This is a genomic window from Pseudomonas sp. 2822-17, assembly GCF_002742485.1.
GTDB lineage: Bacteria > Pseudomonadota > Gammaproteobacteria > Pseudomonadales > Pseudomonadaceae > Aquipseudomonas > Aquipseudomonas cyclaminis.
Genome location: NZ_LJRZ01000371.1, coordinates 157436 through 179328, shown reverse-complemented (window position 1 = coordinate 179328; position 21893 = coordinate 157436). Strand labels below are relative to the sequence as shown.

Sequence of the window (21893 nt, the reverse complement as noted above, 5' to 3'; positions counted from 1 at the left end):
GGGGGTGGCCTCAATTTTTTAGACGTGTATATCGCCATTGTTCGGGGGGCTTGCGCAACCCCCACACACAGACCGCCCTGACCAGCGCCATAACACCCGCTATGCTCCACTCACTGAACGTCCGTCTAAGGAAAAAGGGCCCCCGTCATGCGCATTCTCATTACCGGTGGCGCCGGTTTTATCGGTTCTGCTTTGATACGTCACCTGATTCAGCACACCGAGCATGAAGTGCTCAACCTCGACAAACTCACCTACGCCGGCAATCTGGAATCGCTGACCAGCATCGCGTCCGATAGCCGCTATGAGTTTGTCCAGGCCGACATCATCGACCAGGCCACCGTCAGCGCAGTGCTCGCGCGCTTCGAGCCCCACGCGATCATGCACCTGGCCGCTGAATCCCACGTCGACCGTTCGATTGACGGTCCGTCGGATTTTATCCAGACCAATATCGTCGGCACCTACAGCCTGCTGGAAGCTGCCCGAGGCTACTGGCAAACACTGTCCGGGCCGGACAAGAGCGCGTTTCGCTTCCACCATATTTCGACCGATGAGGTCTACGGCGACCTCCACGGCGTGGACGATCTGTTTACCGAAACCACGCCCTACGCGCCCAGCTCGCCCTACTCGGCCAGCAAAGCCGCGTCCGACCACCTGGTCCGCGCCTGGCAGCGCACCTATGGTCTGCCCGTGCTGCTGACCAACTGCTCGAACAACTACGGCCCCTTCCACTTTCCTGAAAAGCTGATCCCGCTGGTGATCCTCAACGCCCTCGCGGACAAGCCGTTGCCCGTCTATGGTGATGGTTTGCAAGTGCGCGACTGGTTGTTTGTAGAGGACCATGCGCGTGCGCTGCTCACCGTCGTGACGCACGGCGCGGTCGGCGAGACGTACAACATCGGCGGCCACAACGAGCAAAAGAACATCGACGTCGTGCGCAGCATCTGCCACTTGCTGGAGGAATTGGCACCCCGACACCCGCAGGGCGTCGAGCACTACACCGACCTGATCACGTTCGTGAAAGACCGTCCAGGCCACGACCAACGCTACGCGATCGACGCCAGCAAAATCGAGCGCGAGCTGGGCTGGGTACCCGAAGAAACCTTTGAAACCGGGCTGCGCAAAACCGTGCAGTGGTACCTCGATAACCTGGAATGGTGCCGCAGGGTCCAGGATGGCAGTTATCAGGGTGAACGATTGGGCAACACCGACATGAAGGATCTGATCGCATGATGAAAGGAATCGTATTGGCCGGCGGCTCCGGCACGCGCCTGCACCCCATCACGCTGGGTGTCTCCAAACAACTGCTGCCGGTTTACGACAAGCCGATGATCTATTACCCGATCTCGGTACTGATGCTGGCCGGCATCAAGGAGATCCTGGTGATCTCCACCCCGGCGGACTTACCGCAATACCGCAACCTGCTGGGTGACGGCAGCCAGTTTGGCGTGACCTTCAGCTACGCCGAGCAACCGAAGCCGGACGGGCTGGCGCAAGCCTTCCTGATTGGCGAGCAGTTCATCGGCAACGACCCCGTATGCCTGATCCTGGGCGACAACATTTTCCACGGCCAGCGCTTCAGCGAGCAGTTGCATGCGGCGGTGAATCGCGGCAAAGGCGCCACGGTGTTTGGCTATTGGGTCAGAGATCCGGAGCGCTTCGGCGTGATCGACTTCGACAGCGAAGGTCGCGCCCTGTCCATCGAAGAAAAACCCGCCGTGCCGAAATCCAGCTATGCCGTCACCGGCCTGTATTTCTACGACAATGACGTGATCAACATCGCCAAGGCGGTCAAACCCTCCGCGCGAGGTGAACTGGAAATCACCGACGTCAACAACGCTTACCTCAAGCGCGGTGACTTGCAGGTGGAGCGCTTTGGTCGGGGTTTCGCCTGGCTGGATACCGGTACCCACGACAGTTTGCTCGACGCCTCGCAGTACGTGCAGACCATCGAGCGCCGCCAGGGCCTCAAAGTGGCGTGCCTTGAAGAAATCGCCTATGGCAACGGCTGGATCGACCGCGAACACCTGCTCGAACGCGCCAAATACTTCGGCAAGACCGGTTATGGCCAGTACCTGTATTCCCTGGCGGGAGACAACCAGTGAATGTCGTCGATACATCGCTTCCCGGCGTCTTGATCCTCGAACCAAAAGTGTTCGGTGACGAACGCGGTTTTTTCTACGAAAGCTTCAACGCCCGGGCCTTTGCCGAGGCCACCGGGCTCAAGCGCGAGTTTGTGCAAGACAACCACTCGCGCTCGCAAAAAAACGTGCTGCGGGGCCTGCATTACCAACTGGAGCACACCCAAGGCAAACTGGTGCGTGTCACGGCGGGCGAAGTGCTCGACATCGCCGTGGACATTCGCCGCAGCTCGCCGAACTTCCGCCAGTGGGTGGGCGTACGCCTATCGGCGCAAAACCACCGCCAGTTGTGGGTGCCGGAAGGGTTTGCCCATGGGTTTGTAGTGCTGAGCGACTACGCCGAGTTCCTGTACAAGACCACCGACTACTACCAACCGAGCGCCGAGCGCAGCATCCTGTGGAATGACCCGACGCTGGCTATCGACTGGGAGCTGACCGAGCCGCCCCAACTGTCCGCCAAGGACCAGGCGGGCAAACTGCTGATGGAGGCCGATCTGTTCCCATGAAGATTCTGATTACCGGCCAACGTGGCCAAGTCTCCCAAGCACTGCAACAGCGCCTTCAGGGGCTGGGCGAACTGATTGTGCTCAGCCGCGAGCAGCTCGACCTGGCCAAACCGCAGCAGATCCGCGAGCAAACCCGCGCCCATCGCCCCGACCTGATCATCAACGCCGCCGCCCACACGGCGGTCGATCAGGCCGAAAGCGAACCGGACGCCGCCTTCGACATCAACGCCATCGCCCCCGGCATCCTCGCCGAGGAAGCCAAGGCCCTGGGCATTCCGCTGATTCACTACTCCACCGACTACGTGTTCGACGGCAGCAAGGCTGCGCCCTACACCGAAGCCGACACGCCCAACCCGTTGAGCGTCTACGGCCAAAGCAAGCTGGCGGGCGAACAGGCGATTGCGGCCGTGGGCGGCCAATACCTGATCCTGCGCACCAGTTGGGTCTACTCCAACCACGGCAAGAATTTCCTGCTGACCATGCAGCGCCTGCTGCAAGAGAAACCACAGATGCGCATCGTGGCCGACCAGATCGGCGCGCCGACGTGGGCCGGGACCATTGCCAGCAGTACCCGCGCACTGATCGAGCGTTGGCAGGCGTGCAAGGCCGGGGAATGGGGCGTCTATCACCTGACTGCCCAGGGGGAGACGTCGTGGTTCGGCTTCGCCCAGGCGATTGGCGAGCACCTGCGCGCCGAGGGCAAAGCCTGTGCCGAACTGGAGGCGATCCCCTCCAGCGCCTACCCGACGCCCGCCAAGCGCCCGTTGAACTCACGCCTCGATTGCAGCCGCTTGCAGCAACAGTGGCACGTCAGCCAGCCACACTGGCAAGACGCATTGCGCGAGTGTCTTGCACAGCAGCACTAGGCATAATGCGCCTGTACCCACAGGCGCACGACTCCCATGACTCCATCCCTTCCGCGAAGACCCCGCTGGCGCAGCCTCGCCCTGCTGGCGTTGTGCCTGGCACCGCTGCTGTGGCCGTTGGAGCACTTGGCCGAGCGCTACTACCGCAGCGAACTGGCCGGGCAGAACCGCCAGACCCTCGACCTGTACGTCGCCAACCTGCTGGGCACCCTGCACCGCTATGAAGTGCTGCCACAGATCTTGGGCGACTTGCCCGCCCTGCGCACCGTGCTGGAGGCGCCGAACGTCAGCAGCCACCAGGTCAACGCCAACCTGCTGCTCAAGGACGTCGCCGCCCAGGCCGGGGTGGAAGTGATGTACCTGATGGATACCACCGGCAAGACCCTCGCCGCCTCGAACTGGGATAAACAGGACAGTTTTGTCGGGCGCAACTTCTCGTTCCGCCCCTACTTCAGCGAAGCCATGGCCGGGCGCCTGGGGCGGTTTTTCGGCCTGGGGACTACGTCGGCCAAACGCGGTTACTTCTTCGCCGCCGCCGTGCGCGAGGGTGACAAAATCATCGGCGTGCTGGTGGTCAAGGTCGACCTGGACCACACCGAAAGCCTGTGGGGCAACACGCCTGAACAACTGCTGGTCACCGACCACAACGGCGTGGTGATCCTCACCTCGCGCCCGCAATGGCGGTTCCGTGCCACTCGGCCACTGACTGACGAAGAACGCCAGGCGATCATTGCGATCCAGCCCTACCCGACCCGCGACCCACAGCCGCTGAGCCTGAGCAGCACCGCGTGGCTGCGCCAATCCACGGCCATCGCCGAGACCGGCTGGAATGTGGAAATCCTCGCGCCGCAATCCTTGATCAGCCGCCCGGTGCGCACGGTGGTTGCGGTGGGCGGCGCCACGCTGCTGGTGCTGATGTTGCTGCTCGGTTTGATGATGCAACGACGCCGCCATTACCTGGATCGCATCGCGTTTGAAGCCAAGGCGCGTCGCGAGCTGGAAGCCCGAGTGGTCGAACGGACCAGCGACCTGGAAGGCCTGAACCGGCGGCTCAAACAAGAAGTGCTGGAGCGCGAACACGCCCAGCAGGAACTGGTGCGCGCCCAGGATGATCTGGTGCAAGCGGGCAAGCTGTCGGCGTTGGGCACCATGTCGGCGAGTATCAGCCACGAACTCAATCAGCCCCTGGCCGCGATTCGCAGCTACGCGGAAAACGCCGAGATCCTGCTGGACCATGAACGCACCGCCGATGCGCGGGGCAACCTCAAGTTGATCAGCGAACTGACCGGGCGCATGGCCTCGATCATTGCCCACCTGCGCGCCTTCGCCCGGCGCGACCGGCATGCGCCGGAGAGCGTGGCCCTGCAACCGGCGCTGGACGACGCGCTCGCGCTGTTGGCCAAGCGGCGGCGGTCGATGGAAGTGGAACTGATCCGTGACCTGCCGGAAGCAACGCTGTGGGTGCAGGCCGGCGAAACCCGTCTGCGCCAAGTGCTGGGCAACCTGCTGGCCAACGCCCTCGACGCCCTCACCGAAAAAGGCCCACCGCGCAGACTCTGGCTGAGTGCCGAAACCACCGCGCAGGGCGTCAACCTGTACATCCGCGACAATGGCCCAGGGTTTTGCATGGAAGCGCTGGGCCGTGCCAGCGAGCCGTTTTACACCACCAAGACCCGCACCCAGGGCCTGGGGTTGGGCCTGGCGATCTGTGAGACCCTGATGCGTGCCTTTGGCGGCGAATTGTCGTTCGCCAACCACAAGGAAGGTGGCGCGCTGTTAACCCTGAAATTGCGTGCCGGCTCGCCGGGCGTCAGTCTGCAACCGTCCGAGGACCGCAGTGTATGAGTATCGATAACCAGATTCAGGTGGTGTTGATCGACGACGATCCGCACCTGCGTCAGGCCCTGTGCCAGACCCTGGACCTGGCCGGGCTGAAAGTCCTGACCCTGGGCGAAGCCACCGGCCTCACCGCGCGCCTGTCGCGGGACTGGCCGGGCGTCGTGGTCAGCGACATCCGCATGCCCGGCATGGACGGCCTGGAACTGCTGGCTGAACTCCACGGCCAGGACCCCGACCTGCCGGTGCTGCTGATCACCGGCCACGGCGACGTGCCGCTGGCGGTACAGGCCATGCGCGCCGGCGCCTATGACTTCCTTGAAAAACCCTTTGCCAGCGATTCGCTGCTCGACAGCGTACGTCGCGCTCTGGCCCTGCGCCGCCTGGTACTGGACAACCGCAGCCTGCGTCTGGCCCTCAGCGACCGCCAGCAACTGAGCACGCGCCTGGTAGGCCACTCGCCACAGATGCTGCGGCTGCGCGAGCAGATCGGCGCACTGGCGGCGACCAAGGCCGACGTGCTGATCCTGGGTGAAACCGGCGCCGGCAAAGAAGTTGTGGCCCGTGCACTGCACGACCTGTCGAGCCGCCGCAGCGGCCCGTTTGTGGCGATCAACGCCGGTGCCCTGGCGGAATCGGTGGTCGAAAGCGAACTGTTCGGCCACGAACCCGGCGCCTTTACCGGGGCGCAGAAACGCCGCATCGGCAAGTTCGAATTTGCCAACGGCGGCACCTTGTTCCTCGATGAAATTGAAAGCATGAGCCTGGATGTACAGGTCAAACTGCTGCGCCTGTTGCAGGAGCGCGTAGTAGAACGCCTGGGCGGCAATCAACTGATCCCGCTGGATATCCGTATCATCGCCGCCACCAAGGAAGACCTGCGCCAGTCCGCCGACCAGGGCCGTTTCCGCGCCGACTTGTATTACCGTCTCAACGTCGCGCCGCTGCGCATTCCGCCGCTGCGCGAGCGCGGTGAAGATGCGTTGATGCTGTTCCAGCACTTCGCCGACGAAGCCAGCAGCCGCCACGGCCTGACGTTGCACGAGCTGCAGCCGGGCCAACGCGCACTGTTGTTGCGTCACAACTGGCCGGGCAATGTGCGGGAATTGCAGAACGCCGCCGAGCGCTTTGCGCTGGGCTTGGAACTGGCACTCGACAGCACGCCGGACAATACCGCCAGCAATGTGCTGACTTCAACGCCAGGCGGCTTGAGCGAGCAAGTCGAGCAGTTCGAGAAAAGCCTGATCGCCGCCGAACTGACCCGCCCCCACAGCTCCATGCGCAGCCTCGCAGAAGCCCTCGGCGTGCCGCGCAAGACCTTGCACGACAAACTGCGCAAGCACGGCCTGAACTTCGCCAACCAAAGCGCTGACGACGAATGACCCTGCCCACCCACCAAGAGGCCCCCATGAGCCGCGACAGCCGTTACCTGGAATCCGTCCTGCACCACGACATCCCCCTAACCCGGGAAATGGGCCTCAAGGTGCTCGACTGGCAAGGCGGGCAACTGCGGCTGCACCTGCCCCTGCAAGCCAATATCAACCACAAGAGCACCATGTTCGGCGGTAGCCTCTACTGCGGCGCGGTGCTGGCCGGTTGGGGCTGGCTGCACCTGCAACTGCGCGAGGAAGGGGTTGAAGACGGGCATATCGTGATTCAGGAAGGGCAGATCAGTTATCCACTGCCAGTGACGCGGGATGCGACCGCTGTGTGCGCGGCGCCGGAGGAGAAAGTGTGGAAGCGCTTTTTGGCGACCTACAAGCGCTACGGCCGGGCGCGCTTGGCGCTGGAGACGTGGATTGTGAATGAGGGCGATGAGGAACACGCAGTGGCCTTCACCGGCCAATACGTCCTGCACCGCTAGAAGCCAATACACAAAAAAAATGTGGGAGGGGTTTGCCCCCTCCCACATTTTGATCTGCGATGGTTTTAAGATCTTGCCAAGGTCAACAACCGCTCGCGCCACGCGGCCTTCGCCGGCAATGCCAGGAAAAACGGGTTCAGCAACGATTCTCGCGCCGGGTAGCTGAACGGCTCACCACTCAACTCCAGCACCTCGCCTCCCGCGCCTTCGAGCACGCCCTGAGCCGCCGCCGTATCCCACTGCGAAGTCGGCGCCAGGCGCGGGTAGCAGTCGGCGCTGCCCTCGGCCAACAGGCAGAACTTCAAAGAGCTGCCGATATTCGCCAACTTCAACTCGCCCAGGTCAGCGCTCAACCCATCCAGCAAACGCTCTTGCTCAGGGCTGGTATGTCGACGGCTGGCAACCACGGTAAACGCCTCACCCGACGCTGGCGCTGCGCGCACCTGGATCTGTTTGGGTGCGTCGTTCACATCGGAGCGCCAGGCGCCCAACCCCGCACCGCCAAAGTAGCAACGGCCACTGGTAGGCATCGACACCACACCGAACACCACGCGCCCGTGTTCAATCAGGGCGATATTGACGGTGAACTCTTCACTGCCAGCGATAAATTCCTTGGTGCCGTCCAGCGGATCCACCAGCCACCAACGCGTCCAGCCGGCGCGCACGCTCTGATCGATATCGGCGTCCTCTTCGGACAGCACCGGGATACTTGGGTCCAGCGCGGTAAGGCCAGCGAGAATCAGATGGTGGGCGGCGAGATCTGCTGCCGTCACCGGCGAATCGTCGGCCTTGGAGGTCACCGCCACATCGGCGCGCCAGTACGGCAGGATGACTTCTCCCGCCTGGCGAGCCAGTTCGATCACGGGGGCGATAAACGAGTGGCCTAAAAACAGTTCGCTCATGCGCTAAACGCTCCACGCTGGATCAACAGGTCTCGTACCAGGTACAACGCCGCCAAGGCGCGACCTTCACTGAATTGCTCGTTTTGCGCCAACTGCGACAGCTCGCGCAGGTTGACCCGGTCCACGCGCATCGGCTCGGGCTCATCGCCTTCCAGGCGCTCTTCATAAAGATCGGTGGCCAGCACCACCTGGATTTTCTGGCTCATATAACCAGGCGACAGCGACAGCTCGGTAATGTGTTCCAACTGTCGCGCGCCGTAGCCGGCTTCTTCCTTGAGCTCACGGTCTGCCGCCGCCAGCACGTCTTCGCCCGGTTCGATCAGGCCCTTGGGCAAGGACAACTCATATTCGTCGGTACCGCCGCAGTACTCTTCCACCAGCAAGGCATGATCTTCGTCGATCATTGCCACGATCATCACCGCGCCGTAGCCGGCACCACGCCCCACCAGGCGCTCGTAGGTCCGTTCAACGCCATTGGAAAAGCGCAATTGCACTTCCTCCACGCGGAACAAACGGCTACTGGCGACTATTTCGCGGGCGAGGACGGTGGGTTTCTGGCGCATAAGCGGCTCCTTGGCGTGATCGGGTTACTATACCGTGGCTTTTCCGATTGTCTGTGTCGGATATCTTTACTTACATGAGAACGCCCCATGCCCTCTTTGCCCTGGCACGCCATCGACACCGTCCTGCTGGACATGGACGGCACCTTGCTGGATCTGCATTACGACAACCACTTCTGGATGGAACACCTGCCCCAGCGTTACGCCGAGTTGCACGGGGTGAGCCGGGCCATGGCCGAGATGGAATTGCTGCCACTGTTCGAGCGTAACGCCGGACAGTTGCAATGGTATTGCCTGGATTTCTGGAGCGCGGAACTGAAGATCCCGGTGCGCGAGCTCAAGCTGGAAACCGCCCATTTGATCGCCTTGCGCGCGGATGCCGACACCTTTCTGGCCGCGATCAAACAGGCCGGCAAGCGTGTGATCCTGATCACCAACGCCCATCGTGATTCGCTGTCATTGAAGCTGGAACGCATTGAACTGGCGCCGTATTTCGAGCGATTGATCAGCTCCCATGATTACGGTTTTGCCAAGGAAAACCCGCAATTCTGGGATGCCCTGCACGCTGACATCCAGTTTGATCCTTCGCGCAGCCTGTTTATCGACGACACCTTGCCGATCCTGCGTAGCGCCAGGGATTTTGGTGTAGGGCATCTGCTGGCGGTAAAAGAGCCGGACAGTAAAAAAGGCCCCAAGGACACGGCGGAGTTTGCAGCAGTAGAGGACTACCGCGACCTCATTGCGGGACTCTGAACCCAATGTGGGAGGGGGCAAGCCCCTCCCACACTTTTACTCAGGGATACGCAGTGTCTGACCCGGGTAGATCTTGTCCGGGTGCGACAACAACGGCTTGTTGGCCTCGAAAATCTTGTTGTACTGATTGGCGTTGCCGTACACCGCCAGCGAGATCGCACTCAGGGTGTCGCCCTTTTTCACTACGACGAAACGGGCAGCGGCAACCGCCGGCCCGGAAACAGTGATCTGGTCATCCACACTGGCAACACCGGCGATGTTGCCCAGCGCCAGCAGGATTTTCTCTTTCTCTTCCTGGGTAGCGACCTCCCCCGTCACGGTCACCTTGTCGCCATCCACCGTGGCCTGCACATTCGGATTCCCCAGACCCACCTTCGACACGTGGTCTTTCAACTGCTCACTCGCGTTCGCATTACCCGGCGTCAACAGGTCGACAAGCTTTTCGCCGGCTTCTTTGATAAAGCTGAAAATACTCATTAGTGCGCTCTCCTTGGTAGTTGTATTCCAGATGCCCAAGACTAGACCAGTCCTACAGATTTGGGTTCCAGCCCGGCCAAAGACCCAAACGCGCTAGAATCCCCCCGCCATTGGAATAAGCCCTGGAGCGAAGATGGACATCAAACAGCTGAAATTCCTCATCGCCCTCGACGAAACCCGTCACTTCGGCCAGGCAGCGGCACGTTGCCACATCACCCAGCCCACCCTGTCGATGCGCCTGCGCAGCCTCGAAGAAGAGTTGGACTTGCCGTTGGTCAATCGCGGCCAGCGTTTCGAAGGTTTCACCGCGCCCGGCGAACGGGTGCTGGCGTGGGCCCGCACCGTGCTGGCGGCGTATGACGGTTTGCAGGCTGAAGCCGCTGCCTGTCGCGGCAACCTGGTGGGCACATTGCGTTTGGGCGTGGTGCCACTGTCGAGCTTTGATCCGTTGGCGTTGATGCAGCAACTGCATAAAGAGCACCCGAGCCTGCGCTTTGAGCTCTCGGCCCTGAGCTCCGAACAAATCCTTGAACAATTGGCGAGCAACCGCTTGGACCTGGGCGTCTCTTATCTGGAACGTTTGGATAATGAACGCTTTGACTCGCTGGCCCTGGGAGAAACCCGCATGGGCTTGCTCTACGACCAGCGGTTCTTCAGCTTTGGTGACAAGCCGTTGAGCTGGGAAGCACTGATCGAGTTGCCTTTGGGCATGCTCACCAGCGGCATGCACTTTCGCCAGTCCATCGACCACAACTTCCACAGCCGTGGGCTCACCCCCCAACCGCTGCTGCAGACCGATGCCGTCCATCAGTTGCTGCAAGCGGTGCACGGCGGACTGTGCTGCGCGGTAATGCCGCTGGACGGCGGCCTGGATGCGCTCACCGAGCACTTGCGCCTGCAACCTATCGAGGATGCCCACACCCTCGCGCGTCTTGGGCTGATCATGCGCCGCAGTGCACCGCGCTCTGCGTTGGCCGAGGCGTGTTTCGCGCTGTTTCAGAAATCGCAAACCGAGTCTTGATCGACGCCATCTATCGGTAGATCAGTACTGGCAATTAGACGCGACGCTTTGTCGCGCCTAGTCTAAACACTGATCAATCCGCCGGTGGTACTGCCCCATGAACGCCAAGCGCCCAGTCTGCGCGGCGCCCGCCTCTGAAACGCCCGCGCCCGCCGCCAGCCAGAGCTATCAATACTGCAATCTCGAACACACAGAGGTCGCCAGCACTGCGTTGGCGGAAGAAGTGGCGTTGGCGATCGCCTATAACGACATCAGCCAGGCGGTGATGCTGGTCACGCCGACGGATCTGGAAGACTTTATCGTCGGTTTCAGCGTCGGCAGCGGCATTATCGCTGACGTTAGCGACATTTATGATCTGAAACTCAGTGGCTCCGGCTCGACACAGTACGCCCAGGTGCAGATTTCCAGCCGCGCGTTCTGGAACCTCAAGCAGCAACGTCGTCAATTGGCGGGTACCAGCGGCTGTGGTTTATGCGGTGTAGAGGCGGTGGAACAAGCCCTGCCGGACCTTGAAGTCTTGCCCGGCGCACCGCTACCCCCAGCGGAATGGCTTGATGGCCTGCGCCAGCGCATCAGCGCCTTCCAACCTTTGGGCCAATACAGCGGCGCGGTACATGCGGCGGTGTTCATGAACAGCCAGGGCGAATTGTTACTGGGCCGCGAAGACATCGGCCGCCATAACGCCCTCGATAAGTTGATCGGTGCGCTGATCCGCCAAAAGATCCCGACCGACGGCGGACTGGCGATTGTCACCAGCCGTTGCAGCCTCGAATTGATCCAGAAAGTGTTGCGCGCAGGCATCCAGACCCTGGTCAGCCTGTCGTCGCCTACCGGCCTGGCCCTGCAATGGGCACGCCGGCATAACCTCAATCTCATCCACCTGCCGCAGAAAAGTGCGCCGCGGGTCTACAGCCCTGCGATGGAGAACCAGCCGTGAGCAATCATCATCAAGCCGACCAAACCCCAACCCCGCGCTATAAGCCGTATAAAGGCGCGGCGGGTGGCTGGGGCGCGCTGATCAGCGTGGCGCAGGCCTGGCTGACCAGTGACAACGCACTGAAGAACCTGCGCATGATGCTCAAGACCAACCAGAACGGCGGTTTCGACTGCCCGGGCTGTGCCTGGGGCGACTCGCCGGAAAGCGGCATGGTCAAGTTCTGCGAAAACGGCGCCAAGGCGGTCAATTGGGAAGCCACCAAACGTCGTGTGGATGCGGCCTTCTTTGCCAAACACAGCGTCACTGCACTGCTGGAACAGAGCGATTACTGGCTTGAATACCAGGGCCGCCTGACCGAGCCGATGCGCTACGACGCCGAAAGCGACCGCTACACACCGGTCAGCTGGGAAGCGGCCTTCGACCTGATCGGCAAACATCTCAACGCACTGCCCAGCCCAGACATGGCCGAGTTCTACACCTCGGGCCGGGCCAGTAACGAAGCGGCATACCTGTATCAGTTGTTCGTGCGCGCCTACGGCACCAACAACTTCCCGGACTGCTCGAACATGTGCCACGAGGCCAGCGGCGTGGCCCTGGCGCAGAGCGTGGGCGTCGGCAAAGGCACCGTGACCTTTGATGATTTCGAACATGCCGACGCGATTTTCGTCTGGGGCCAGAACCCTGGTACCAACCACCCGCGCATGCTCGAACCGTTGCGTGAAGCGGTCAAACGCGGCGCCCAGGTGGTGTGTATCAACCCGCTGAAAGAGCGCGGCCTGGAGCGCTTCCAGCATCCGCAACACCCGCTGGAAATGCTCACCAACGGTGACAAGCCGACCAACACCGCCTACTTCCGCCCCGCATTGGGTGGCGACATGGCCATCCTGCGCGGCATGGCCAAGTTCCTGCTGCTGTGGGAGCGCCAGGCGCAAGCCGAAGGCAAGGAAGCCGTGTTCGACCACGACTTCCTCAACGAGCACACCACCAACGTGCTTGATTACCTGGGCCAGATCGACGACACCTCCTGGGATGAAATCGTCGCGCAGTCCGGGCTGCCGTTGGTGGAGATCGAGCAAGCGGCGCGCATGTATGCCAAAGGCAAGAATGTGATCATGTGCTGGGCGATGGGCATCACCCAGCATCGCCACTCGGTGCCGACTATCCAGGAAATCGCCAACCTGATGCTGCTGCGCGGCAACATCGGTCGGCCAGGCGCCGGCCTGTGCCCGGTACGTGGCCACAGTAACGTGCAGGGCGACCGCACCATGGGCATCAACGAGCGCCCACCGGTGGCGTTCCTCGACTCGCTGGAGCGTCGCTTCAAGTTCCAGGTACCGCGCACCCATGGCCACAACGTGGTGGAAGCGATTCACGCCATGTTGGAAGGCCGCTCCAAAGTGTTTATCGGCCTGGGCGGCAACTTCGCCCAAGCCACCCCGGACAGCCCGCGCACCTTCGAAGCGCTGCGCAATTGCGACCTGACCGTGCAGATCAGCACCAAGCTCAACCGCAGCCACCTGATGCATGGCAAGGACGCGCTGATCCTGCCGTGCCTGGGCCGTACCGACATCGACATCCAGGCCGATGGCCCGCAAGCGGTCACGGTAGAAGACTCGTTCAGCATGGTTCACGGCTCCAACGGCCAACTGCAACCGCTGTCGAAGCTGATGAAATCCGAGCCGGCAATCCTCGCCGGCATTGCCGCCGCGACGCTGGGCAGCAAGCCGGTGGATTGGAACTGGCTGGTGGCCGACTACAGCCGCATCCGCGACCTGATTGCCGACACCATCCCGGGCTTCAAGGACTTCAACGAGAAAATCAAAAACCCAGGTGGCTTCTACTTGGGTAACTCTGCCGGCGCACGCCGCTGGAACACCCCGTCGGGCCGGGCCAACTTCCGCCCGAACATCCTGCCCAAAGACTTGATCCACGAACGCACCCACGCCACGGGCCGGGTACCGGACCTGATCATGCAATCGATGCGCTCCCACGATCAGTACAACACCACCATTTATGGCTTGGACGACCGTTATCGCGGCGTAAAAGGCCAGCGTGATGTGCTGTTCGTCAACGAGGCCGACATCATCCGCCTGGGCTTCAAGCCAGGGCAGAAGGCCGACATCGTGTCGCTGTGGGAAGATGGCCGTGAGCGTCGTGTGAAAGGCTTCACCTTGCTGGCATTTGATATTCCGGCAGGCCAGGCAGCCGCTTACTACCCGGAAGTGAACCCGCTGGTGCCTCTGGAAAGCACTGGGGATGGCAGCCATACGCCAACGTCAAAGTTCGTGGCGATCCGTTTAGAGGCCGCGAGTGACAATGGCCTGATAATGGCGCGTACGGCCTGACTGATCATTTCGGACACAAAAAAGGCCGCTTTTGCATAAAAGCGGCCGTTCCGAAGTAGCTAATGACCCGCAAAAATCACTTAAGTTCCCGATCTAAAACAGTAACTTAGCGAATTGTGTACAACTCGTGTTACTGGTCGGATTTCTATTGTCACCATGTCAATACAGCCTCAGGATCGCGCCGTCATCCTCTTGAGGTTTCCCGAATGAAGTTCTCCTCGATTCTCTTGTTGTCCCTTGGCCTGGTCAGTGGCGCAGCCATGGCCGGTGGCACCACCGAAGCCGGTGTAGGCGGCGCATTGGGCGGGGTTCTAGGTTCTGTCGTCGGCCAGCAATTGGGCGGCAATACCGGTTCGACCATCGGCGCGGCCCTGGGCGGAGCAGGTGGTAGTGCAGTCGGCGCCGACAAGCGCAGCCGTGGCGAAGCCGCTATTGGCGGCGCGCTGGGCGCAGCCGGCGGCAACGTCGTAGGCCGCAGTGTCGGCGGCAGCACCGGTGCACTGATCGGCTCTGCCGCCGGCGGTGGCGCGGGCGGTGCACTGGGCAACTACATGGGCAACAAGAGCGATGACGATGATCGTCGTGATCGTGGCCGTGACTACCGTCGCTATGACCGTGATGATCACCCAGGCCGCGGCCATGCCTACGGGCATCGCAAGAACAAGCATCACTACCGTCACCGGTAAGCTCGCGGTTTAACGAACACTGCATACCCATGTGGGAGCGGGCTTGCTGGCGAAGGCGGTCTTTCAGCTAGAGATGTGCTGATTGACTCACCGTTTTCGCGAGCAAGCCCGCTCCCACATTTGCTTCAGTGCAGCTTGAAAAATCAGGGTTGGATGACCAACCGCTGCAACGCTTCGCGCAACAGCCCCGCAATAGTCACCGGCTGGTTCGACCCCCGGTCCACAAAAACATGCACAAAGCGCCCCGCCGCGCAGGCTTCTTCTTCGCCTGCCTTGAACACTGCCAACTCATACTGCACTGAGCTATTGCCCAACTTGCTCACACGCAGGCCGATGTCGATACGCTCGGGGAAGGCGATCGACGCAAAGTAATCGCACGCCGAACTCACCACAAACCCCACCACGTCGCCGCCATGAATATCCAACCCACCCTGCTCGATCAGGTAGGTGTTCACCGCCGTATCGAAAAAGCTGTAGTAGGTGACGTTATTCACGTGGCCATACACGTCATTGTCGTGCCAACGCGTGATGATCGGTTGGAAGTGAGGGTAATCGGCACGCTGTGGCACTGAATCAGGCATGGGCACCTCGGGTGAATGTGGGTTTACAGGTCATTCAAATGGACTTCGGACCAGCTGCGGACGTCGGCATAGGGGTAGTCCTCCAGCGCTGCAAAACCGGGAATGCCCCGCGCCTTCAGCTTGGTAAACAGCGGCACGCTGATGCCACCGAGAAAGCGCGTCAGCCGCTCCGCACCCGGCAGTTCGCCCGTGTGCTCATGATGCCTGTGGATAAAATCACCGCACAGCCCCATGAAATTTTTATCCACAAGCGGCGGTAGGCCTGGCGGTGACGGCAAGTGCGCCACATGGCCGTGGCAGACCGAGCAATGTCCGCAGCGTTGAGGGGCTTTTTCATCACCAAAATACTGGGCCAGGCGCTGACCCAGGCACTGCTCGGTGGCGAACAGATCAAGCATCGCGTGAATCCGCGCCACTTCCGTCACCTCGTGCTGCTTGAAGCCTGTGTATAACTCGGCGCTCAGCACCTGTGGATCAAAGTCGGTGTTCAGCAGGCTGTAGACCTCCGTCATCTGCTTGCTTTCCAGCTCGATCAGGCCCTGTTCCTGGAAGTAATCCAGCGCCTTCACCACGCGATTGCGCTCGGCATTGTGCTGTTGATACAGCGCATCGAAATCCACCGTCGCCCATGTTTTCGCACGCTTGCACACCTGGATAATCGCCGCGACAAACTGCTGCCGCTCACCAGAAAACCGCGCCAGCAACGCTTCAGGTTCGATCAAGTACTTGAACCGGTACTCGGCATAAAACGCGTAGCGCGGTGCGATCACGCCCTTGAGTTCCAACTGCACCAGCAGCGTCTTGAGTGGCAGCTCGCGGATATTGCTGTGGTCCGACAGCGACCTCAGCAAGAACTCCCACTGCCCTTCACTGCGCGCCGCCTGCAAGTCCTCCAGCACCCGGCGGATACCCTCCTGCTCAGGCGTGTCACCGTACACAAAGTTTTCCAGCACATTCAGGCTGTCACGGTTGGCCAACACCAGACAGTCCGAGGGCTGCCCATCACGCCCGGCACGGCCGATTTCCTGGCTGTAGTTCTCGATGGATTTGGGCAGGTCGAAGTGCACCACATTGCGGATGTCACTCTTGTCGATGCCCATGCCGAACGCGATGGTGGCAACGATGCAATTGGAACGCCCGCCCATGAAGCGCTGCTGGATGCCCTCACGTTTATCGTGGGGCAAACCGGCGTGATACGCCTCGGCCTGGATACCATTGCGATTCAGATGCTCGGCGATCTGTTCAGCGGTTTTCTGCAGGGTGACGTAGACGATGCTCGGCTGGTTCGCGCGCTCGTTCATCCACTGCACCAGGCGACGGCGCTTATCCGCACCGCTGACCGGTTCGACCAACAGGTTCAGGTTCGGCCTGTAGAACCCCGTGGTCACCACATCACCCGGCGCAATGGCGAACTTCGCCTGCATATCGGCAATCACCTTGGGCGTGGCTGTAGCCGTCAGCAGCAGAGCTTGTGGGATCTTGAACTGGCGCTGGTAGTCCGGCAGCTTCAGGTAGTCCGGACGGAAGTTATGGCCCCACTCGGAAATGCAGTGCGCCTCGTCCACCACCAGCAGCGAGATCTGCACACTTTGCAGAAAGTTGCGAAAACGCTCGTTCTTCAAGCGCTCTACGGAAATCATCAGGATTTTCAGTTCACCGGAACGGGCGCGGGCCATGACGTCATTGGCGTCTTCGCGGCTATGGGCTGAATCGATGCTGCCTGCCGAAATGCCATGGCGCTGTAAAAAGCCCAACTGGTCCTGCATCAACGCCAACAGCGGCGAGACCACCAGCGTCAGGTGCGGCAACAACACTGCCGACAGCTGATAACACAGGGATTTACCCGACCCAGTAGGGAAAATTGCGGCCGCCGAACGACCGGCCAGAACGGCACTGACCGTTTCTTCCTGGCCCAAACGAAACTGGGGGTAACCAAAGACCTGCTGGAGGGTGTCGTGCATAGGCTGTCACTCCATTGACCGCTGAAGGTGGCTTAAAAACGTAGCCCAGTAAGCTCAGCGAATCGAGAAAGGTCGCATGGAAAAGAGAGACAGGATGATACACAGGGTGCAGCAATGGCCTTGGGCCAAATTCGACAAGTTCGACTGTGGCTGTAGGAACACCACAAACCAAATGTGGGAGGGGGCTTGCGCCCGATTGCAGCGGGTCAGCGACAAATAAGCTGGCTGACCCACCGCTATCGGGGGCAAGCCCCCTCCCACATTTTCAGAACTGCGCTACAACTGAATCAGCGATTGCGCACCCGCTCAATCGCCGTGTCATACACCGGATTAGCCTTTTGCTCCTTGGCCAACTGGTAGTGACGCAACGCATCCGGGAACTGCCCCGCCGCTTCGTAGATCCGCGCAATGTTGTAGTAGGCGCCGGCGCGTACCGTCGCAGCATTTGCACCGGTTGCCAGGGCGATAGCCTTGCGGTTGGCCCAGATCGACTCGGCCGTGTTACCGGCTTTCTGATAGGCCAGGCCGAGGTTGCCGTAGGCCTTGCCGAAGCCATTGTCCAACTCGATGGCCTGGCGGAACAGGTCGATGGCCTGGTCGAGATTACCCGCTTGGTAGGCGGCTTCGCCTTGCAGGTTCAGACGCTTCGCATCAGTTTGTACGGAAGAGCTGACAGTAACCGCGGTCACTGCAACGCTGTCATTGAGCAGCGGTTTGACCTCATTGAGTACATTCGCCGCATTCACGGTGACGCCGCTGAAGGTGTTGATGTCCTGGAAGTCGCCGCTGCCGGTCATGCGGAATACGGTCCACAAGTTGCCGCTGCGGTTTTTGGGCACGTAATAAGTACGCACCAACGACTGGCCCATGTACACAAACACTTTGGCTTCGCTGCTGGACAGCTGGCGCGAACCCGGATTACTACCGTTGCTGTAGTCATGCACGGCGTAGACATAGCTTTCGCCGTAGTGTTTTTTCTGCAGGGTGATGGTTTCCGGGCCGTAGCTGTCGGTGTCATCCACGTCCAGCTCGGCGTCGGTGCCTTTCTGGTTATCAAAGTAGATGTTGTTGCCGGGGAAGATCATGTGGGAATCGAGATCTGCCGGTGTCTGGCCCCAGGTCAACACGACGCGCAGGCCGTCGAGGTTGTCCATCACCGGGCTGATGGCGTAGGTCATGCCCTTGCACGGGCATTTCACAACCAGGTTGGAATAGCCGGGCTTCTTGATGATCAGCAGGTTGCTGGCATCGTCGGCGGCCTCGCTGCTCAGAGTGACTTGGCCCTGGCCGTTGGTGCGGCCCACCACATTCTGCGCGCCGTTACGTTGCAGCAGCACTTCGGCGTCGGCGATTTTCTGGTCCTTGACCACGGCGCTGAGTACTTCAATCGGCAACTGCTCGGCCTGGACAGCAAAAGCCAACGCACACAATGACATCGCCGAAGCGACACGAAGCAAACCCATGCTTAACTCCCTTTAAGTAGCGGGCGGAATCGCCCTACAAGATTTTGCGGTGAAACATACGCTGAATTCAGCCGACTGGCGGAGTTTTTATACAAAATGTGACGTGGTTTTTATCCCGCCTACCCGCCGAAGCATTGCGCTTTCGACACCCAACCGGCCGACGTCGACAAACCCCTGCCGACCCGCGAAGCCGTCCTTGCCAAGTACCGCAACACCCCACGCTGATGCTCGACAAATACGGGGTGGGCCAGGATCCGTACTGCTACCCCGGTAGCTGCGTCCTGCGTAACCGCCTCGATTTGCTCGACGAAGCACGCCTGCACCAGGCCGAGCGTGAATTATCCGAAATCGCGGTAGGCAACCTGCCGCTCTTTCCACCTCCTTACGACCTCGACCGCCTGCAACACATCCATCGCACGCTGTTCGGTGACATCTACGACTGGGCCGGGGAGTTGCGCAACGTCAAAGCCAGACCGAACTGGTGAGCAAGGTCGCTGCCAAGCCACAAACACCGGAAACAGTTGTAGGAAACCTCTAAACACAGCGACATCCCCTTCCCAAACTGCTCCAAACACCTGCTTAGCCCTCTACAGAAGTTACCCGCAGTTGAATGAAAATAGCGCGGTCTCAACTTTCTTGGCAGAAACCCGTGAACATCGAAAGGACTCAATACATCGGTCATTACGGAATCACCTTCACGGTGCTCCGCCTTATTGTCTTACCTGCCGAACGGCACGCACTGGCAAACCTCTGCCTCCCAGAGGCAGGCACATCCGCAAATGCGTTGCGCCAACGAAAGGTGGACCTATACGACAAAATGCTCGCCCGTGATTTGCCTTGCAAAATGACAGTCGCTATCTCGAAGCCACTCACCCGGCAACATGCCGATTTGCTCAACATTCGCGGTGAAATCATTTCAGGATTAATCAGCGGTGCCGTATCAGCGCCAATGAGCCTCGCATCGCCAGCAATTGGACTCGCCGCCGGTGCAGCCGTGGGTCTCGCTATCAAGTGCCTCATTCGTAGCTACCACGCGGGTGACGTCGTTATAGGGCTCGACGCTCAGGTCAACGGAGGCATCGGTCCTCAGCGATCGCTCTCGGCGATGGTCCGGCAGTTCCAAGGTGGCTAATACAATGATCGAATACATCCATTGGATCAGCCTGATCCTACTCTGGGCCCTTGCCGCCTTAGCCGACAAAACAATCAAGCGGCCCATATTCAGAACAGGTTTTGGACTCGTCCTTGTGGTAAGCGGTCCGACAATCTTATTCTGCGCCACCTCTTGGATAAGGGATTCACTGATAGAGAGCCTGCCGGTCATCGCTTTTGTAACAGGCATCATTTTGCTAACCAGCCAGAACAAGTACCGCTACCAAAGCAATCGTCCCCCCCACCCACTCCTGCGTGCCCCCACCATGAACCTCGCCCCCAACTTCCCCGCAGACCCCGTCATGCAGCAACTCCTGCAACTGCTGCACGAGGAAATCGGCCTGCCGAAACACAAGACCATCCGCCTGCAAACCTCACTCAATTTCGACCTGGGCTGTGACGGCAATGAAGCCAAACAACTCATGGACGCCCTGGAGCAGGAATTCGCCCTCGACCTGGGCGACTACGACACTTACCGTTACTTCAACCCGCCGGTCTTTGATGTTTTCCTCAAGCGCCGGGGCAAGGGGCATGGCGACAAGGTCCCGCTGACCATCGGCATGCTCTACCTGGCCATCAAGACGCACAGCTGGGACACGCAGACACTGGAAAACCTGAGCTGAGCGAACGCCGACTCCAAACACACCGGAACTCAAATGTGGGAGGGGGGCTTGCCCCCGATAGGCATGGGTATCTACATAACTCTTAAGGCTGACACATAACCCTGTGGTGAGCGGGCTTGTCCCGCGCTGGGCTGCGCAGCAGCCCCAAAACGTTCACCTCGATTGATTCTGGCACTCTGCGGTGGCCTTATTGGATCTACGCTAACCTGGCAAGCCGCGCTCAAAACAACAAGGACCTACATGGACATAACAATGGGCCTGCTGGCCGCCCTGCTCTGGGGTGGTACGGATTTCCTCGTGGGTCTCAACGCCAGGGCCGTTGGCGTTAAGCGCGCGGTGTACTTCGGTCAGGCCCTCGGCTTCGTGATCATGACCTTGCTGCTGGTCATCTTCCCCGCCTTGCTCTTCAAATCCCTGACCGCCTCGATGAGCGTCTGGCTGCTGGGCATTGCCGCCGCACTTTTCACCGTCTCCGGCGCCCTTGCCCTGTCCAAGGCCTTCGCCCTGGGCAAAGCCGCCATCGTGGCGCCGCTGGTGACGTCCTACGGCGTCGTCACCACCCTGCTGTCCTGGGCCAGCGGCGAACACATCAGCCTGATCCCACTCGGCTGCATCGCCCTGTGCGTCATCGGCGTGATCCTCTCCAGCATCCACAAGGACACTGGCATCCCACACGACAGCTCAAACCGCTCCATCGCCTACGCGATGCTTTCCGCGTTGCTGTACGGCACGAGCTTCTGGCTGCAAGGTCGCTACACGCTGCCGGCGCTGGGGCCGATCACCATGCTGTGGCTCGGCTACCTGGTAGGGCTGTGCGTGCTAGTGGTGATGATGCTGAAGATCAAGGACGGCTTGAAAATTCCGCCGCTGAAAAACTGCGCCACGCTGACAGGGGCAAGCCTGATGAACCTGGGTGGATTTTCGGCGTTTTCGTGGGGAGCGATGGCGGGATCGGTGTCGGTAGTGACGGTGATCAGTACGTTGTCAGGTGGGATTGCGGCGATTCTGGGGTTTGTGTTTTTTAAGGAGCGGTTGTCGACAGTGCAAATGCTGGGTGTAGCTTTAGTGGTGATAGGAGCAGCTATTTTGCATTTATCGGCGTGAACTGAATGTCCGCTCTGATTCATAGCACGACCAAAGTCTCGGTCTGACTAACAAGTAAAGCTAGCAAATTGACACTATTTCGAACTAGTCTGGATAGATTGACCAGAGCAGAGTTTTC

The 21893-nt window shown here is 60.4% G+C and carries 21 protein-coding genes and 2 pseudogenes; 17 read left to right on the top strand and 6 right to left on the bottom strand.

Annotated elements, in window-relative coordinates; genetic code table 11:
• Window positions 1-147 precede the first annotated feature (147 nt).
• Genes rfbB through AOA60_RS10835 form a run of 7 tightly spaced genes read left to right on the top strand, consistent with a single transcriptional unit; the run spans window position 148 to window position 7210 of the window.
• Window positions 148-1230, top strand: coding sequence for a dTDP-glucose 4,6-dehydratase (gene rfbB / locus AOA60_RS10865; protein ID WP_099584429.1), 1083 nt, complete (start codon window positions 148-150; stop codon window positions 1228-1230).
• Window positions 1227-2102, top strand: a complete 876-nt coding sequence (gene rfbA, locus AOA60_RS10860; protein ID WP_099584428.1) for a glucose-1-phosphate thymidylyltransferase RfbA — start codon at window positions 1227-1229, stop codon at window positions 2100-2102. Before rfbB ends, rfbA begins: the two co-directional genes overlap by 4 nt.
• Window positions 2099-2644: a dTDP-4-dehydrorhamnose 3,5-epimerase gene (rfbC, locus tag AOA60_RS10855; RefSeq protein ID WP_099584427.1), complete on the top strand. Its 546-nt coding sequence runs from the start codon at window positions 2099-2101 to the stop codon at window positions 2642-2644. Before rfbA ends, rfbC begins: the two co-directional genes overlap by 4 nt.
• A complete protein-coding gene (gene rfbD, locus AOA60_RS10850; RefSeq protein ID WP_099584426.1) occupies window positions 2641-3510 on the top strand; it encodes a dTDP-4-dehydrorhamnose reductase in 870 nt (289 codons plus the stop codon). Before rfbC ends, rfbD begins: the two co-directional genes overlap by 4 nt.
• A gap of 36 nt (window positions 3511-3546) precedes the next feature.
• Complete coding sequence (locus AOA60_RS10845) at window positions 3547-5355, top strand: ATP-binding protein (protein WP_099584425.1); 1809 nt, start codon at window positions 3547-3549, stop codon at window positions 5353-5355.
• Window positions 5352-6728 (top strand): sigma-54 dependent transcriptional regulator, encoded by a 1377-nt coding sequence (locus tag AOA60_RS10840; protein WP_099584424.1) that lies wholly within the window; start codon window positions 5352-5354, stop codon window positions 6726-6728. Before AOA60_RS10845 ends, AOA60_RS10840 begins: the two co-directional genes overlap by 4 nt.
• 26 nt (window positions 6729-6754) lie before the next feature.
• Window positions 6755-7210, top strand: a complete 456-nt coding sequence (locus AOA60_RS10835) for a YiiD C-terminal domain-containing protein (RefSeq protein WP_099584423.1) — start codon at window positions 6755-6757, stop codon at window positions 7208-7210.
• A 65-nt stretch (window positions 7211-7275) separates the two neighbouring features.
• On the opposite strand, the gene cysQ is transcribed toward AOA60_RS10835, so the two are convergent.
• Together cysQ and nudE are read right to left on the bottom strand one after the other, a co-directional pair.
• On the bottom strand, window positions 7276-8112 hold the full coding sequence (gene cysQ, locus AOA60_RS10830) for a 3'(2'),5'-bisphosphate nucleotidase CysQ (protein WP_099584422.1): 837 nt from the start codon (window positions 8110-8112) through the stop codon (window positions 7276-7278).
• Window positions 8109-8675, bottom strand: a complete 567-nt coding sequence (nudE, locus tag AOA60_RS10825) for an ADP compounds hydrolase NudE (RefSeq protein ID WP_099584421.1) — start codon at window positions 8673-8675, stop codon at window positions 8109-8111. The genes cysQ and nudE overlap by 4 nt, the downstream gene beginning before the upstream one ends.
• Before the next feature lie 87 nt (window positions 8676-8762).
• On the opposite strand from nudE, the gene yrfG reads away from it, so the two are divergent.
• Window positions 8763-9425 (top strand): GMP/IMP nucleotidase, encoded by a 663-nt coding sequence (yrfG, locus tag AOA60_RS10820; RefSeq protein ID WP_099584420.1) that lies wholly within the window; start codon window positions 8763-8765, stop codon window positions 9423-9425.
• A 36-nt stretch (window positions 9426-9461) separates the two neighbouring features.
• On the opposite strand, the gene lysM is transcribed toward yrfG, so the two are convergent.
• Window positions 9462-9902: a peptidoglycan-binding protein LysM gene (lysM, locus tag AOA60_RS10815; RefSeq protein WP_099584419.1), complete on the bottom strand. Its 441-nt coding sequence runs from the start codon at window positions 9900-9902 to the stop codon at window positions 9462-9464.
• A 133-nt stretch (window positions 9903-10035) separates the two neighbouring features.
• On the opposite strand from lysM, the gene AOA60_RS10810 reads away from it, so the two are divergent.
• The 4 genes from AOA60_RS10810 to AOA60_RS10795 all read left to right on the top strand — a co-directional run bounded on the left by AOA60_RS10810 (window position 10036) and on the right by AOA60_RS10795 (window position 14891).
• On the top strand, window positions 10036-10923 hold the full coding sequence (locus AOA60_RS10810; protein WP_099584418.1) for a LysR family transcriptional regulator: 888 nt from the start codon (window positions 10036-10038) through the stop codon (window positions 10921-10923).
• A 97-nt stretch (window positions 10924-11020) separates the two neighbouring features.
• Window positions 11021-11860, top strand: a complete 840-nt coding sequence (gene fdhD / locus AOA60_RS10805) for a formate dehydrogenase accessory sulfurtransferase FdhD (RefSeq protein WP_099584417.1) — start codon at window positions 11021-11023, stop codon at window positions 11858-11860.
• Window positions 11857-14205: an FdhF/YdeP family oxidoreductase gene (locus AOA60_RS10800; RefSeq protein ID WP_099584416.1), complete on the top strand. Its 2349-nt coding sequence runs from the start codon at window positions 11857-11859 to the stop codon at window positions 14203-14205. The genes fdhD and AOA60_RS10800 overlap by 4 nt, the downstream gene beginning before the upstream one ends.
• A gap of 206 nt (window positions 14206-14411) precedes the next feature.
• A complete protein-coding gene (locus AOA60_RS10795) occupies window positions 14412-14891 on the top strand; it encodes a glycine zipper domain-containing protein (RefSeq protein WP_099584415.1) in 480 nt (159 codons plus the stop codon).
• A gap of 143 nt (window positions 14892-15034) precedes the next feature.
• On the opposite strand, the gene AOA60_RS10790 is transcribed toward AOA60_RS10795, so the two are convergent.
• From AOA60_RS10790 to AOA60_RS10780, 3 genes are all read right to left on the bottom strand, one after another.
• Entirely contained in the window at window positions 15035-15472 is a 438-nt protein-coding gene (locus tag AOA60_RS10790; RefSeq protein WP_099584414.1) for a thioesterase family protein, read from the bottom strand.
• Between the two features lie 23 nt (window positions 15473-15495).
• A complete protein-coding gene (locus AOA60_RS10785; protein ID WP_099584413.1) occupies window positions 15496-17433 on the bottom strand; it encodes an ATP-dependent DNA helicase RecQ in 1938 nt (645 codons plus the stop codon).
• Window positions 17434-17720: 287 nt separating this feature from the next.
• Window positions 17721-18896 (bottom strand): tetratricopeptide repeat protein, encoded by a 1176-nt coding sequence (locus AOA60_RS10780; protein WP_099584412.1) that lies wholly within the window; start codon window positions 18894-18896, stop codon window positions 17721-17723.
• 141 nt (window positions 18897-19037) lie between these two features.
• On the opposite strand from AOA60_RS10780, the pseudogene AOA60_RS10775 reads away from it, so the two are divergent.
• The 5 genes and pseudogenes from AOA60_RS10775 to AOA60_RS10755 all read left to right on the top strand — a co-directional run.
• A pseudogene (locus tag AOA60_RS10775) lies at window positions 19038-19121 on the top strand (DUF2559 domain-containing protein); the annotation flags it as partial.
• Window positions 19121-19360: pseudogene (locus AOA60_RS10770) on the top strand (cell filamentation protein Fic); the annotation flags it as partial. The pseudogenes AOA60_RS10775 and AOA60_RS10770, both read left to right, overlap by 1 nt.
• 185 nt (window positions 19361-19545) lie before the next feature.
• Window positions 19546-20028: a hypothetical protein gene (locus AOA60_RS10765; RefSeq protein WP_099584411.1), complete on the top strand. Its 483-nt coding sequence runs from the start codon at window positions 19546-19548 to the stop codon at window positions 20026-20028.
• 286 nt (window positions 20029-20314) lie between these two features.
• Window positions 20315-20671 carry a DUF1493 family protein gene (locus AOA60_RS10760; RefSeq protein ID WP_099584447.1) on the top strand — a complete coding sequence of 119 codons (357 nt, stop codon included), beginning with the start codon at window positions 20315-20317 and terminating at the stop codon, window positions 20669-20671.
• A gap of 252 nt (window positions 20672-20923) precedes the next feature.
• Complete coding sequence (locus tag AOA60_RS10755; protein WP_099584410.1) at window positions 20924-21775, top strand: DMT family transporter; 852 nt, start codon at window positions 20924-20926, stop codon at window positions 21773-21775.
• Window positions 21776-21893 lie beyond the last annotated feature (118 nt).

Bases quoted from the DNA above. Each gene is read 5' to 3' on its own strand.
- AOA60_RS10785 (WP_099584413.1), bottom strand. From the start codon at position 17,433: ATGCACGACACCCTCCAGCAGGTCTTTGGTTACCCCCAGTTTCGTTTG.
- AOA60_RS10835 (WP_099584423.1), top strand. From the start codon at position 6,755: ATGAGCCGCGACAGCCGTTACCTGGAATCCGTCCTGCACCACGACATC.
- cysQ (WP_099584422.1), bottom strand. From the start codon at position 8,112: ATGAGCGAACTGTTTTTAGGCCACTCGTTTATCGCCCCCGTGATCGAA.
- AOA60_RS10795 (WP_099584415.1), top strand. From the start codon at position 14,412: ATGAAGTTCTCCTCGATTCTCTTGTTGTCCCTTGGCCTGGTCAGTGGC.
- rfbA (WP_099584428.1), top strand. From the start codon at position 1,227: ATGATGAAAGGAATCGTATTGGCCGGCGGCTCCGGCACGCGCCTGCAC.
- AOA60_RS10840 (WP_099584424.1), top strand. From the start codon at position 5,352: ATGAGTATCGATAACCAGATTCAGGTGGTGTTGATCGACGACGATCCG.
- AOA60_RS10780 (WP_099584412.1), bottom strand. From the start codon at position 18,896: ATGGGTTTGCTTCGTGTCGCTTCGGCGATGTCATTGTGTGCGTTGGCT.
- nudE (WP_099584421.1), bottom strand. From the start codon at position 8,675: ATGCGCCAGAAACCCACCGTCCTCGCCCGCGAAATAGTCGCCAGTAGC.
- AOA60_RS10810 (WP_099584418.1), top strand. From the start codon at position 10,036: ATGGACATCAAACAGCTGAAATTCCTCATCGCCCTCGACGAAACCCGT.
- rfbD (WP_099584426.1), top strand. From the start codon at position 2,641: ATGAAGATTCTGATTACCGGCCAACGTGGCCAAGTCTCCCAAGCACTG.
- lysM (WP_099584419.1), bottom strand. From the start codon at position 9,902: ATGAGTATTTTCAGCTTTATCAAAGAAGCCGGCGAAAAGCTTGTCGAC.
- rfbB (WP_099584429.1), top strand. From the start codon at position 148: ATGCGCATTCTCATTACCGGTGGCGCCGGTTTTATCGGTTCTGCTTTG.
- AOA60_RS10790 (WP_099584414.1), bottom strand. From the start codon at position 15,472: ATGCCTGATTCAGTGCCACAGCGTGCCGATTACCCTCACTTCCAACCG.
- AOA60_RS10760 (WP_099584447.1), top strand. From the start codon at position 20,315: ATGAACCTCGCCCCCAACTTCCCCGCAGACCCCGTCATGCAGCAACTC.
- AOA60_RS10755 (WP_099584410.1), top strand. From the start codon at position 20,924: ATGGGCCTGCTGGCCGCCCTGCTCTGGGGTGGTACGGATTTCCTCGTG.
- fdhD (WP_099584417.1), top strand. From the start codon at position 11,021: ATGAACGCCAAGCGCCCAGTCTGCGCGGCGCCCGCCTCTGAAACGCCC.
- yrfG (WP_099584420.1), top strand. From the start codon at position 8,763: ATGCCCTCTTTGCCCTGGCACGCCATCGACACCGTCCTGCTGGACATG.
- AOA60_RS10845 (WP_099584425.1), top strand. From the start codon at position 3,547: ATGACTCCATCCCTTCCGCGAAGACCCCGCTGGCGCAGCCTCGCCCTG.